The sequence below is a fragment of the Mesorhizobium sp. LNHC221B00 genome, from assembly GCF_000502935.1.
In the GTDB taxonomy this organism is placed as follows: Bacteria; Pseudomonadota; Alphaproteobacteria; order Rhizobiales; family Rhizobiaceae; genus Mesorhizobium; species Mesorhizobium opportunistum.
The window spans coordinates 68567-81456 of record NZ_AYWR01000012.1; the positions used below are offsets into that span (position 1 = coordinate 68567).

Genomic DNA, 12890 nt, shown 5'->3' on the forward strand with positions numbered 1-12890 from the left:
CGACAGGCACGAAAGAAAAGGGCGGCGCGGCCGCCCTTTTTGCAGGCTACGCCGCGGTGCCAGTGCTTGGCGCGGCCATCGGCGCCACTGGCTTGCGTGACCGGCCGAGATAATAGACCGCCGCCGCAGCGATGACGCCGGCGGCCAGGATGCCAACCGCCAGAACCGGCCGATACCAGAACCAGGCAATCGCGATTGTCGTCGTGCCGACCAGAATCGCCAGGAAGAAGGCGATGATGCCGGTTCCCATCCGCGCCATGCTGCCGAGGAACGGGATGACGTCGAGGATCACGCCAATCGGGCTGAGGAACAGGGCAAAGCCGATCGTCAGGAGCAGCAGGCCAGCGGCACGCAGCAGCCAGGTGATCAGCGTGTTGGCGCTGACCGCCTCGGCGAACATCTTGTCGGCCGGTACCTGGCCCATATCGACCATCAGCAGCGCATCGCCTGCCTCGGTCTGGTAGGACTCGAACCGGCTGCCGGCCTGGCGCGCGACAATGCTCACCACGCCGAGCGGCGCAAGCTCGTAGCCGATGCGGTAGTCGCCGAGCGCCGGCGTTGTGTTGTCGGTACCGAGATAGATCCTGCCGTCGACGATGCTGAGCGGCTTCGTACCGGTGTAGGCGGCCTTTATCGCGGCCGACTGGCTTGGCGATAGCGAAAGATCCTTGTCGCCCTCGATGCGATCCAGCACCGGCGCATCGAGATCGAAGGCGACGAGCTTGCCTTCCGGAATCTGGAAGGTCCGGCTGTGGATCGCCAACGGCGGATTCTGATGGCCATCAGGCTTCTTGAAATCCGACGAGTCGATCTGGCTGTCGTCCCACACCTTCGAATAGCTGTAGGTCGTCTCCGTCTCCTCGCCGCCGCCGAGCTTCTTGGTGGTCTCGGATTTGGAGTCTTCCTTCCACTGATACATCTCAACGCTGCGCGACAGGCGCAGGCCTTGCGCAGCGATCCCGAAATCCGGATCCGACAGCCCGCTATCGGCTGTCACCGGCCCGCTGACATGCACCAGTTTGCCGTCATTGGCGGCGTCGACACTGTCGGCGCCGGCCGAGACGACGGCGCCGGCGCCCTCGGCCAGCGAGCGCGCCGTCTGCACCGCGCGGCCTTCGTTCCAGAACAGCCCGATCACCATCAGCACGACCAGAAGCAGGCCGAATACGACCCCGCCGACAGCGCGCTTGATCCGCCCGAACCACGAGACGGATGTAACTTCCCGAAATGAATCGCTCATTGTTTCCCCCGAAACCGGACCATGCCATGAGCCTGCGTACGACTGCCCCGACGACTTCGTCAAACATGCCGTCTACAGGCTCTATTGCCGGAGATGCCCCACCCCTTCGGCATTTCGAATCTATCGCAACGGGCGGGCCGACGATATGGCCGGCTTGCGCAGTCCCGACATTTTCACGCCTCGAAGGCTACGAAAATCGCCTCCTGAGTCGCACTTGAGTCCATCAGATTCGATTTTGTCAAATCGCGTTTGATGTCGGATTCATCTGCGGGTAGATTAGACCCGAATCAGCCGGTCCTCGGGGGGCGCGGCGACCACCCAAAGTCTCACGTTCCGGAAATTTTCCGGCGCCAGACGCGGACGGCTTCGCGTTCCCTGAATGGATTCCGTCTGATTGGGCGCGGCCCCGCGCCTCGTGTGTGTCTCGTAAAAGTAACGCGTTTTCAGGTTCGGCGGTTGGCTCTCCAGCATCCGGACATCAGAATCGATTCCGGCCAAAAGCAACAGATGAGCAGTCCCGCCGCGCTTCTTCAATCCGACACATTAGGCTCGCGCCTGACGTCGCGCGGTGATCTCACCGGCTTTTTCATGGAATTGACCGCCGAGATCGGCGCTGACAGCTACATGCTGGTCGCCATCGTCCATGACCAGGACCGCAACGACGCGCGCATCGTCTCCTCGAACTGGATATTCGACGCCATCGAATTGATCGGCAAGCGGCTGATCGCCGGCCTTGCCCAGGGTGCTCTCACCGTTGCGCCCGGTATCCGTCCAAGGCCGCTGGTGGCGGCGCAGGCGCCGGATGCGGATGGACTGGTCTCCGGTGAAGAGGCGCGCCTCCTCGACGTACTCGGCCATGCCGAGATTTATTCGCTGCGGCTGAATGTCGGTCGTCAGCGCCTGTTCGCCCTGTTCTCGGCGGCAAGTGCCGGCAAGATCGACCAGCCGGCGCTGATGAAGGCGCAACTGAAGTGCTGCTATGCGCTCTCGCACATTCCGCAGTTGATCGCCGCCGCCGCCATGCAGGATCCGCTGTCGGACCGCGAGCGCGAATGCCTGTTCTGGGTTTCGGAGGGCAAGACCACCGATGAGGTCGCCGTCATCCTTGGCGTCTCGTCCAACACCGTCAACAGCTACATCACCCACGCCATCCAGAAGTTCGCCGCCAGCAACCGCGCGATGGCCATCGCCACGGCGATCAGGAGTGGCATCATTTGAAAAACGCCGACATCAAGGAAGCAGCCGAAGCCCTTTTCAACGAGCAGCGCAACCCGTTCGGCGCCTTCTCGCTCGGCTCCGAGACGCATCACGCGGTCACCATTCCCGATGCCGTCCGCCGCTGCCGCTGGATATCGGTCGACATCAACGCCTCGGCCTTCGGCCTGTTCTTCGTCAGCCCGTCACCGGAGCGGGCACGGCTGGTCCCGTGTTTCGATTCCGACTATCCCGGCATCGCGGTGGCGACGAAGTTCATCTCAGGCGCCAATGGCGAGGAGATCGTGCGCCATACCCGCAACTCGACGGAGCCGCGCTGGTGGACGGATGACGGCGTCGCGCCGATGGCTGAGATGTTCGGCAAACTCGCCTGGACCGAACAGATCGCAGCGCTGGCGCCCGGCACCAGCGGTATCGCCCTTCCCGTCCATGCCGATCGCGGCCAGTGCGGTCTCGTCGTCTTCCTCGGATCGGAGATCGCCCTCCCCCAGGATACGCTCTACGAAATCCATGCCCGCTGTTTTTCGCTGTTCGCCGCTGTCGCCCGGATCCGCCCCAGCGATGCCGGCAGGATGCGCGCCATCTCCAAGCGCGAACTCGAATGCCTGAAGCTGACCGCCAACGGCAACACCAGCGAAGAGATCGCGCGGCTGCTGAAACTGTCGGTGCACACCGCCAACCAGTACCTGACCCAGTCGACGCAGAAGCTCAACGCAGTCAACCGCAACCAGGCGGTGGCCAAGGCGCTGCGGCTCGGTTTGATCGAGTAGCGAAACGATCAGAGCGGTCGAGCTCTGTTGAGGTTCAAGTAGGTATCAGAAGGCGAGCGGCTCGACCCTGCGGATACGCGCCTCTTCGATCACGGTCTCGAGCAAGGCCGTATTGTGCTCGGGATCTTCGCCCGGCTTCTCGAACGACACGTAGTTGACCACGACCGAGTTGCCGTTCTCGCTCAGCGTCAGCTGGAAATAGACCGTCGCCCCGGGTGGCCGCAGTTCCAGGTCGAGCACGATGCGCGGGCTGCCGCTCCAGTCGACATGCGCCTCGCCGCCATGGCCGAGCCTGAGCGTGCCGGGCATGAAGAACAGCTCCGCCGCTGAATCGACCAGATCCGACAGGCAGGCGAAGTGCTCCAGCCGGATGAAGGCGATATAGTCGGCGACATCGATCAGCCTCAGTTCGCCCACCACTTGCTCGATGGCGCTGGCGACGATGATCTCGCGGGATTTTGCGTGCGGTTGGCGGTTCATGAAATCTGTCTGCGCTCAGCCTTTTTCGAGTAGACGATCCGCACCAGTTCGGCGACGGCCTGGTAGAATTGCGACGGGATCACATTATCGACCGAAACTTGCTTGTACATGGAGCGGGCAAGCGCCACGTCCTCGAAGATCGGGATGTTGTGTTCCCTGGCGATCTCGCGGATTTTCAGCGCCACCAGGTCCTGCCCCTTGGCCACCACGAGCGGCGCCGAATCCTCGTCACGCACATATTTCAGCGCGATCGAGAAGTGGGTCGGATTGGCGATGATCAGCGTCGCGCGCGGCACCGCCGTCATCATCCGCTTGCGCGCGCGGTCGCGTGCCAGCGAGCGCAGCCGCGACTTGACGATCGGGTCGCCCTCGGACTGCTTGAACTCGTCCTTGACCTCCTGCTTGCTCATGCGCAGGTCCTGCTTCCAGTGGAAGCGCGACCAGACGATGTCGATCGCCGCGATCAGCCCCATGACGAAGACGATCGCCACCAATATATCGACCGCGATGCCGCGGATGACGAGGCCGAAGGCAACGGGATTGGTGATCATCCCGGCGAGCAGCTTGCGGTGATCCTCCGACAGCGTGAAGGAGAGCACGGCAATGGCGAAGCCGACCTTCCCCAGGGATTTCAGGAACTCGACCCAGCCCTGGACACCGAACATGCGGTTCCAGCCCTTGACGATCGAGATGCGCGAAAACTGCGGCCTGATGCGCTCGCCGACGATTTGCGGCATGTTCTGCAGCACCGAGGCGCCGATGCCGGCGACGGTCAACAGCACCAGCAGGCTGACGAGGGCGCGGCCCACTTCCAGCATGACGAGTTTATAGAGCGCGATGACATCGGTCTCGGTGTCCATCGGCCAGGCTTCCGGCTTCTCGAGGAACGTCGCCAGGAACATGCCGAGGTCGATGATGGCATCCTTGGCATAGAAGACGGTGAACACCAGTATGGCGACGAAGGAGGCGAGAAGCGCGGTTTCCCTCGAATGGGGCAGCTTGCCCTGTTCGATGGTGTCGCGGATCTTCTTTTCCGTCGCCTCCTCGGTTTTCGAATCCTTGTCGACGGCGTCGGACATGCCTTAGGCGGCGTCCTGCGTCGAAGGAAGTTCGAACGCGCCTTCGCGCGACAGGCGGATGGTCGCCGTCACGATGGTCTTGCGTGCCGCCGTGATGTCGGCGGCGGGAATGCCTTCCGACCCCTCCCCGAGTTCGGCTTCGATCATCCGTCGCGACCGTGCGCCGATCGCCGACAGCACCGCCTCGGCGAGCGCCGCAGACGTGCCGCGCAACGCCAGCGTGACAAGTTCGGTCGACAGTCCGTCGAACAGCAGCACGCGTGCCTTCTGCGTAAGCAGCGGCAGGTCGTCGAAAGCGAACAGTCGCGCGCGCACGCCGTCGAGATCAGGCGTACCGGCGGCTTCCAGATCCTGCATGACCTCCTCGAGCAGCGGCTTGTCCAGTTCATTGAGCACGCTGGCGACGCGTGCCTGCCCCACCGACGTATCCTTGGTCGAGGTCTCCGCCAGCACGCTGGTGCGCAGCCGGTTCTCGACAATCCTGGCCGCGGCATCCGGAACATTGGCCATGGTCACCATGCGCTTGATGATTTCGCCACGCATCGGCTTGGTCAGGGTCAAAAGCACCCCCGCCGCCGTCTGCGGCGCCAGCTTCGACAGCACCATGGCCGCTGTCTGCGGATGTTCGCCGGCCAGAAACGTGCCCAGCCGCGCCGGCTCGAGCTTCTCGAGCTCCGGCCAGATCGGTGGTGGGCCTTCCGGAGCGACCTCGAATTTCTTGTCGCCCATGATCGCGCTCATCTCTTCGGGCGAGAGCGATTCATTGAGGATCGTGTCCATCCTGTCGGCGGAATCGAGCAAGCCCGCGCCCTCGGTGAATTCGGCCTCGAATTCGGCGACGATGCGCTCGAGATCGCTCTGTGGAATGGTCCTGAGCAGCCGCGCACCCTCGATCAGCGCCTTCAGCTCCTCCTGCTTGAAGAATTTCAGGAGACGGCTGGCCGACGGCTTGCCCATCGCCACCAGGATGGCGGCCGCCTTCTGCGCGCGCGTCAGGGTCGCCGGCGTCGTCATATTGCCTCTCGCCTCCGCTGCCACCGGCAAGCCCCGCAAACCATGTCTAGGCGCCCTTCGTACCGGCGATGATTTCGGTCAGCCTGATGCCGAAGCGCGAGGGATCGCTTTCCAGCACCGTGATCTCGCCACGCGCGATCTTGCGACCGTTGACGACGACGTCGACCGGTTCGCCGATGCGGCGGTTGAGCGCGACCGTCGACCCTTTCTGCAACGCCATCAGGTCGGACACAGCCATCTCGGTGCTGCCGAGAATGATCTGGACATCGACGGGGATGTTCATGATGACGCTGGAATTGGCTCCTGCCGCGGCCCGGAAGGCTGCGTCGGGGCGCTGTTCCTCTTCATGCAGGACCCCGCGCAATTCCTCGATGGCGCGGTCGAGCTGCTCGTCCGGCTGGTCGAGGTCTGGTTCTGCCTTGGTCTTGGCCATGTATCGTCTCCAAATGGTCAGGCGCGCCCGGCGCCAGCCGGCATCAACCCGTCGATAAAGTCCTGCCCGGCATCGAAGGGATGCCTGATCCGGACGGTGTAATTCTGTCCCAGTTTGCCGAACTCGCATACGAACAGCGTCTGGCCGCGCGCGCTGAGGCGAGCCCGCGATTGCGCCGTTTCCTCGAAATCGATGACCTGGCCCACTTCCAGCCTCGCAAGGTCGCCCAGCGTCAGCCGCGCCAGCGGCATGGTGGCTTCGAGCGCCACCGTCGAGCGCATCACCTCTTCAGAAAAGCGTGCGCGCCAACTGGTGCCGGGATCGGCCTCGCTGGCGCTGGCGATGCCGTCGCGGCCGGCCAGCACGATACGCTGCGGCATCGTCACCGTGATGCTGCCGCTGTCGACCGGCGTCGAGATGCCAAGGACGATGCGAATTGCCGCGCCGTCGCGCAAAACATGCCGCCTGGCCTCGATGCCGGACATGGCCCTGGGGGCCGGCAGTCGCAGTTCGAGCGAGCGCTGCCCCGATCCGTTCAGCGCCTGCGCCACCTCCTGGAACACCATGGTCGAGACATCGGCCTCGAGCGGCGACAGGTCGCGCTCGATCGGCGACACCGGCATGTCCGGGTCGCCGCCAAACAACGTGGAGACCATGATCGCGATCGCGGCTGCGTCGATGACGAGTGTCATCGCGTCCGACGAAGCCGGTGAGCCGACCACGGTCATGGCGAAATTGTCGCCGGCGCGCGAGCGCGCCTCGGTAACGCGGCTGACCTCGACCGCCTTGAGATCGACGATGACGGGGACGCCAAGCCCGCTCGACAGTCCCTTCTGCAGCAGCGGCACGGCGCGTTCGGCCATGGCACGGCCGGCGTCGATGACCTGATCGGCCTCGCCGCTGTCACCGACCAGACGCTCTATGATCAGCGAGCGCGCTTGCGCGGGGCTGCCTGGACTGGTCATGACCGTGTGGGCACCGATCTGTCGTGCATCGCTCAGGCGGCCTTCTTCTCGGCGGCGCCGGTGTTCATCGTGCTCTGCTCGACGGCGTCGATGGTCGGCCGCTCATAGGACGAGATGGTCTTGCGGCCGAACTCGATCGCCACCTGCGGCAGGGCGCCGTTCATGTAGGCGAGGAGCGTCTGCTTGACGATGATGTAGAGGCGGTTCTTCTTCTCGCGCACCGTCTTGATCTTGGTGGCGACAGGCCCGACCACGGCGTAGGACAGGAAGATGCCGAGGAACGTGCCGACCAGGGCGGCGCCGATCAGGCCGCCGAGGATTTCCGGCGACTGGTCGAGCGCGCCCATCGCCTTGACCACGCCGAGCACGGCGGCGACGATGCCGAGCGCAGGCAGGCCGTCGCCGACCGCGACCAGCGCGTGATAGGCCTTCATCTTGTCGGACTTGATGGTCTGGATTTCCTCGTCCATCAGCGCCTCGATCTCATGCGAGCGGGCATTGCCGATGATGATGATGCGGCAGTAGTCGCAGATGAAGGCCATCAAATCGTGGTTCTTGAGCACGGTCGGAAAGGCCTGGAAGATCGCTGATTCTTCCGGATTGTCGATATGCGCCTCGACCTCGCTGCGCGATTTCGAGCGCAGCTCGCGCATCAGGCTGTGCAGCACGCCGAGCGTCTCCAGGTAATCCTGTTCCTTCGGCACCGCCTGCTTGAAGGCCTCGAGGATGCCCCTGCCGGTATCCTTGACCGTCTTCATCGGGTTGGCGACCAGGAAGGTGCCCAGTGCAGCGCCGCAGATGACCACGGCTTCCCAGGGCTGGACCAGCACGTGCAGATGCCCGCCCATGGCCATGAAGCCGCCGAGGACGCAGCCAAGCGTCACCACCAGTCCAATCAGAATGCCCACGACAGGTCCTTCCGCATTTCACATCAGGTGCAAGGGATAGTCCCCGTGCCTTGTGTGAGGCTTGAATCGGAGCCGCCATGGAACGAATTGAGGCGATTCAGTTTCGCGCAAGGAAGTGGCGCTATTGTGCTGGCATTGCTTCGGCCGGAGGCGCGTCCTTGCTCAATACCTTTACCAGCTACCAGTTGATCACCAGAGACATCTCGAAGTCGATCGACCGGATCGAGAAACAGCCGACGGTCGATCGCGATACGCAATATTATCTCGCCAACATCACCAAGGTGAAATCGATCGACGATTTCGTCAAGAACGATCGGTTGTTCAAATATGCCATGAAGGCCTACGGGCTTGAAGACATGGACTACGCCAAGGCGTTCATGGTCAAGGCGCTCAAGGAAGGCGTCACCGATCCCGACAGTTTCGCCAACAAGCTGACCGACAAGCGCTATGCCCAGTTCGTCAGCGCATTCAATTTTGCCGCCAACGGCGCCGATGCGACGATCTACAACAAGTCGCAGCAGCTGGTGACGAAGAACTACGCCACGCAGGCGCAGATCGCCGGTCTCGATCCGAATTCCGACTATGTGAAGGGCGAGACGACCTATTATCTCGCCAACATCACCAAGGTGAAGTCCGTCGACGATCTGATGTCGAACAGCCGGCTCTACACCTACGCGCTGGCTGCATATGGTCTGGACTCCGCGACCGAGGACAAGGACCTGATCAAGCAGGTTCTGCAAAGCAAGGTGAGCGATCCTGACAGCGTCGCCAACAAGCAGACGAACCCAGCTTACGCGGGACTGGCTTTGGCCTTCAATTTCGAAGCCAATGGCGAGAACGCCACCACCATCAATCCCGTGCAGCAGCCGACCGTCGACAAGTATCTGCGCCAGACTCTCGAAGAGGATGCCGGCCAGACCAATCAGGGCGTGCGGCTGGCGCTTTATTTCCAACGCAAGGCGCCTGACATAACCAGCTGGTACGACGTGCTGGCCGACACGGCTCTTGCCAGCGTCGTGCGCACCGCGCTCGGCCTGCCCGATTCCTTTGCCACCGCCGACATCGACAAGCAGGCGCAGTTGTTCGAGCAGAAGCTCGACCTCACGGATTTCACCGATCCCGCGAAGCTCACCAAGTTCCTGACCCGCTTCACCAGCATGTATGAGATCAACAACCCGACCTCGACCGCGGTGTCGTCGATCAGCGTGCTCTTCGCCAAGCCGGTCACGTCGGGCATTTCCACCGACCTGATGATGGCCATGCAGAAGTTGAAGTTCTGATCATGCGGGACAGTCTCTACGTCGCCCTTTCCGCGCAAATGGCGCTCGAGCGCCGGCTCGACACGATCGCCGACAATGTCGCCAACGCCAACACTGTCGGGTTTCGCGCCACGGGCGTGAAATTCGAGGACGTGGTGTCCGGCACCGGGCAGAAGTCGGTCTCCTTCGCTTCGTCCGGCAAGACCTATCTTTCCGGCGCCCACGGCCCCTTGACCGAGACCGGCAACCCGTTCGATTTCGCCATTCAGGGCGACGCCTGGTTCGCCATCGACACGCCCGCCGGCCCTGTCATGACCCGCGACGGCCGGTTTTCCATGAACGAGAATGGCGAGCTGATGTCGATCGAGGGCCATCCGGTGCTCGATGCCGGCGGCGCGCCGATCCAGCTCGACCCGCGCAACGGCCCGCCCAAGGCAGGAGCCGACGGCTCGCTGCGCCAGAACGACCAGCTTGTCGGCTCGATCGGCCTCTACAATTTCGATCCGGGCGTAAACTTCGTGCGCTACGGCAATTCGGGCATCGTGCCGGCACGCACGCCCGAACCGGTCACCGATCGCTCCGATGTCGGCATCGCCCAGGGCTTCGTCGAGGAGTCCAACGTCAATCCGGTGCTGGAAATGACGCGGCTGATCATGGTCCAGCGCGCCTTCGAAAACACCGCGGCCCTGATGCGGCAGACGGAATCCTCCACCGATGAGGCGATCAAGACGCTCGGCTCGAAGTAGCATGTCGCTCCAACAGCCATCCATCCGCGCACCCGAGAGACAGCTGCAGCCGGCGCCGGAAGACCGTCTCGCTGCACTCGAGCGTGTATGGCGCCGCTTCAGCGGCGCCGACGGGCTGGTCAAGCGCGGCGGCCTCGTCACCGAAGTCACGCCCACGCACTACAAGGTGCGCGGCCTTTCCGATTTCGCTCGGTTGGGCGATATCGTCGAGCAGCGTGGCCTGGCCGGCGCGCGCCGCGGCGAGATCGTCAAGATCAGCCGCGACGAGGTTGTCGTAGCCCCCTTCGAACGCAGTGCCGATGCCGGTATCGGCGATGCCGTCTTCCGCCGCGGCCCGCTCGCCGTGGCTCCGCACGGCTCGTGGCGCGGCCGCACCATCGATGCGCTGACCCGGGCGATCGACGGAGGCCCGCCGCTCGTCAGGGGTGACGACATGGCGGCCAGCGCCACCACGCCCGGTGCTATGGCCAGGCAGCGGGTCGGCACGGCGTTCATGACCGGCGTCAAGGTCATCGACATCTTCACGCCGCTGTGCCTGGGCCAGCGCCTCGGCGTCTTTGCCGGCTCCGGCGTCGGCAAGTCGACGCTGCTTGCCATGCTCGCCGGTGCCGACGCTTTCGACACCGTCGTCGTCGCGCTGATCGGTGAACGCGGCCGCGAGGTCCGCGAATTCCTCGAGGACACGATCGGCGACAGCATGGCCAAGACCGTGGCCGTGGTCGCCACCAGCGACGAGAGCGCCATGATGCGCCGTCGCGCACCCGACACCGCCATGCGGGTCGCGGAGCATTTTCGCGACCAGGGCCACCGCGTGCTCCTGGTGCTGGATTCGATCACCCGCTTCGCCCATGCGTTGCGCGAAGTGGCTACGGGAACCGGCGAGCCGCCGGTCGCCCGCGGATACCCCGCCTCGGTTTTCACCGAACTGCCGAAGCTGCTTGAGCGAGCCGGGCCAGGAGCCGAGGGAAAAGGCTCGATCACCGCCATCATTTCCGTGTTGGTCGATGGCGACGATCACAACGACCCGGTCGCCGATTCCGTGCGCGGCATCCTCGATGGCCATGTCGTGCTCGACCGCGCGATCGCCGAACAGGGCCGCTATCCGCCGGTCAATCCGCTGTCATCCATATCGCGTCTAGCTGGCAAGGCGTGGAGCCTCGAGCAGCGCGCCCTGGTGACGCGGCTGAAGTCGATGATCTCGCGCTTCGAGGACACACGCGACATTCGCCTGCTCGGCGCCTATCAGGGTGGCGTCGATGCCGAGCTCGACATTGCCGTGCGCCAGGTGCCGCTGATCTACGAGGCGCTGACGCAATCGCCCAGGGACCGTCCTTCGACCGATCCGTTCTCCGACCTTGCCCGTCATCTCAAGGGAAAGCAGAATGCCGAACCAGGAGAGTGAGCGACAGTACACCGAACGCGTCCTGCGCGAGATGATCGCCGAGGCGAACGCCGCGGAGGAAGCCAGGACACGGGAAGCGAATGCGGCCAAGGCAAAAGCCGCTCGTGCCATAGCCGCCAAGGCCGAAGCCGTTCTGGCCAGGGCTGTCAAGCCGATCCTGCCCAGGGCCGGCAGAGCCGAGCCTATCGTGCCCAGGATTGTCGAAGCCACCCTGCACGAGGTTCCTCATGCAGAGGCTGCCGAGATGGCGCAGGCCAGTCGCAACTTGCTGATCGACGACCTGTTCCGCGTCACCGAGTGGCCCCAGCCGCCAAAGGCGCAATTTCCCAGGGTGGGCAAGAAGCCCGACCGGCGAAGCGATGTCGTCATTGCCGCGCTCGGCATTGCGCTGGGTCTCACCTGCGCCCTGTTTCCCTGGTACATCTTCTTCAATCAGGACCAGTTCGGCGTCCAGGCGATCAAGTTCGGCGGTACCGGCACCAATTCGGGGCGCGAGGGTGGCGGCGTGGTCGCCGAACGCAGCGCTCCGCTGACGGCGAAGGACGTTCCCAACGCCAATCTCGACCTGTTTGCCACGGCAACGGTGCAGGACGATTCAAGGCCGGCATCGCCGCCCGGCGATCAGCCTTTTCCTGCCGACGTCGCGAAATTCCGTATGGTCCACGTCGCCAACGGCCGCGCCATGATCGAGGACGACACCGGCCTGTGGCTCGTCCAGCGCGGCTCGAAATTGCCCGATTCCAGCAAGGTGTCGGCGATCGAACAGCGCAACGGCAAATGGGTCATGCTCACCAGCACCAACCAGGTGATCGAGCTTTCCAGGTAGTCGACGCGGTTTGCCCTAAATGAAAGGGATAAGGCCTGATGCCTGGACAAACAGTGCCCGTTTGTCCGAGAAAACCGGGTCACGCTTTTGGGCATCCCGCTCTAGCGGTCGTCCGCAAGGTCCGCGCAAGACTGGCGGCCTAGTCTCTGGGGCATCTGCCCGGAGATTCCCATGGAGCCCGTTTCCCTTTTCGATCTCGCCGCCAAGCAAGCGCAGTGGCTGGCCGTGCGCCAGTCGGCGGTCGCCGGCAACATCGCCAACGCCAACACGCCGGGTTACACGGCAAACGATGTCGAGCCGTTCGAAAAGGTGCTCGACCGTGCTGCCGTGTCGCTGCAGGCCACCCAGGCCGGCCATCTTGGCAGCGCTGCCACCAACGCCGGCTTCGCCATCAAGCCGCAGGAAGACGACGGTGTTGTCATGCCCTCCAAGAATTCGGTGGTGCTCGAGGACCAGCTTCTCAAGGCCGGCGAGGTGCGCCGTTCCTTCGAGCTCAACACGGCCATCGTCAAGGCGTTCCACTCGATGATGATGATGGCGGTTAAGAGCTGAC

At 63.7% G+C, this 12890-nt stretch carries 14 protein-coding genes; 7 read left to right on the top strand and 7 right to left on the bottom strand.

The features are described from left to right. Window positions 1–46: 46 nt before the first annotated feature. Window positions 47–1240: a TMEM43 family protein gene (locus X741_RS150325; RefSeq protein ID WP_023778453.1), complete on the bottom strand. Its 1194-nt coding sequence runs from the start codon at window positions 1238–1240 to the stop codon at window positions 47–49. 507 nt (window positions 1241–1747) lie between these two features. Here X741_RS150325 and X741_RS150320 point away from each other — a divergent pair. Together X741_RS150320 and X741_RS150315 are read left to right on the top strand one after the other, a co-directional pair. Beyond that, window positions 1748–2458 carry a helix-turn-helix transcriptional regulator gene (locus tag X741_RS150320; protein ID WP_023778454.1) on the top strand — a complete coding sequence of 237 codons (711 nt, stop codon included), beginning with the start codon at window positions 1748–1750 and terminating at the stop codon, window positions 2456–2458. Beyond that, on the top strand, window positions 2455–3225 hold the full coding sequence (locus X741_RS150315) for a helix-turn-helix transcriptional regulator (protein WP_023778455.1): 771 nt from the start codon (window positions 2455–2457) through the stop codon (window positions 3223–3225). Before X741_RS150320 ends, X741_RS150315 begins: the two co-directional genes overlap by 4 nt. A 45-nt stretch (window positions 3226–3270) precedes the next feature. Here X741_RS150315 and X741_RS150310 read toward each other — a convergent pair whose 3' ends face one another. From X741_RS150310 to motA, 6 genes are read right to left on the bottom strand one after another with little or no spacing between them, the layout of a single operon-like run. After that, window positions 3271–3705 carry a hypothetical protein gene (locus X741_RS150310; protein ID WP_013893227.1) on the bottom strand — a complete coding sequence of 145 codons (435 nt, stop codon included), beginning with the start codon at window positions 3703–3705 and terminating at the stop codon, window positions 3271–3273. Continuing rightward, window positions 3702–4784, bottom strand: a complete 1083-nt coding sequence (gene flhB, locus X741_RS150305; protein ID WP_023778456.1) for a flagellar biosynthesis protein FlhB — start codon at window positions 4782–4784, stop codon at window positions 3702–3704. The genes X741_RS150310 and flhB overlap by 4 nt, the downstream gene beginning before the upstream one ends. Before the next feature lie 3 nt (window positions 4785–4787). Next, window positions 4788–5798: a flagellar motor switch protein FliG gene (locus tag X741_RS150300; RefSeq protein WP_023778457.1), complete on the bottom strand. Its 1011-nt coding sequence runs from the start codon at window positions 5796–5798 to the stop codon at window positions 4788–4790. A gap of 46 nt (window positions 5799–5844) precedes the next feature. Continuing rightward, window positions 5845–6231 carry a flagellar motor switch protein FliN gene (fliN, locus tag X741_RS150295; protein WP_013893224.1) on the bottom strand — a complete coding sequence of 129 codons (387 nt, stop codon included), beginning with the start codon at window positions 6229–6231 and terminating at the stop codon, window positions 5845–5847. Between the two features lie 17 nt (window positions 6232–6248). After that, window positions 6249–7196 (bottom strand): FliM/FliN family flagellar motor switch protein, encoded by a 948-nt coding sequence (locus tag X741_RS150290; protein ID WP_023778458.1) that lies wholly within the window; start codon window positions 7194–7196, stop codon window positions 6249–6251. Between the two features lie 32 nt (window positions 7197–7228). Further along, a complete protein-coding gene (motA, locus tag X741_RS150285; RefSeq protein ID WP_023765737.1) occupies window positions 7229–8104 on the bottom strand; it encodes a flagellar motor stator protein MotA in 876 nt (291 codons plus the stop codon). A 158-nt stretch (window positions 8105–8262) separates the two neighbouring features. On the opposite strand from motA, the gene X741_RS150280 reads away from it, so the two are divergent. The 5 genes from X741_RS150280 (at window position 8263) to flgB (ending at window position 12889) form a co-directional block, all read left to right on the top strand. Beyond that, a complete protein-coding gene (locus X741_RS150280; RefSeq protein WP_023778459.1) occupies window positions 8263–9384 on the top strand; it encodes a DUF1217 domain-containing protein in 1122 nt (373 codons plus the stop codon). Window positions 9385–9386: 2 nt separating this feature from the next. Continuing rightward, a complete protein-coding gene (gene flgF / locus X741_RS150275) occupies window positions 9387–10109 on the top strand; it encodes a flagellar basal-body rod protein FlgF (protein WP_023778460.1) in 723 nt (240 codons plus the stop codon). 1 nt (window position 10110) lies between these two features. Continuing rightward, complete coding sequence (gene fliI / locus X741_RS150270) at window positions 10111–11511, top strand: flagellar protein export ATPase FliI (RefSeq protein WP_023778461.1); 1401 nt, start codon at window positions 10111–10113, stop codon at window positions 11509–11511. Continuing rightward, window positions 11492–12337: a hypothetical protein gene (locus tag X741_RS150265; protein ID WP_023778462.1), complete on the top strand. Its 846-nt coding sequence runs from the start codon at window positions 11492–11494 to the stop codon at window positions 12335–12337. Before fliI ends, X741_RS150265 begins: the two co-directional genes overlap by 20 nt. Before the next feature lie 171 nt (window positions 12338–12508). Further along, the gene (gene flgB / locus X741_RS150260; protein WP_023778463.1) at window positions 12509–12889 is read left to right on the top strand and encodes a flagellar basal body rod protein FlgB; all 381 of its coding nucleotides are present in this window, start codon (window positions 12509–12511) and stop codon (window positions 12887–12889) included. The last annotated feature ends 1 nt before the right edge of the window (window position 12890 follow it).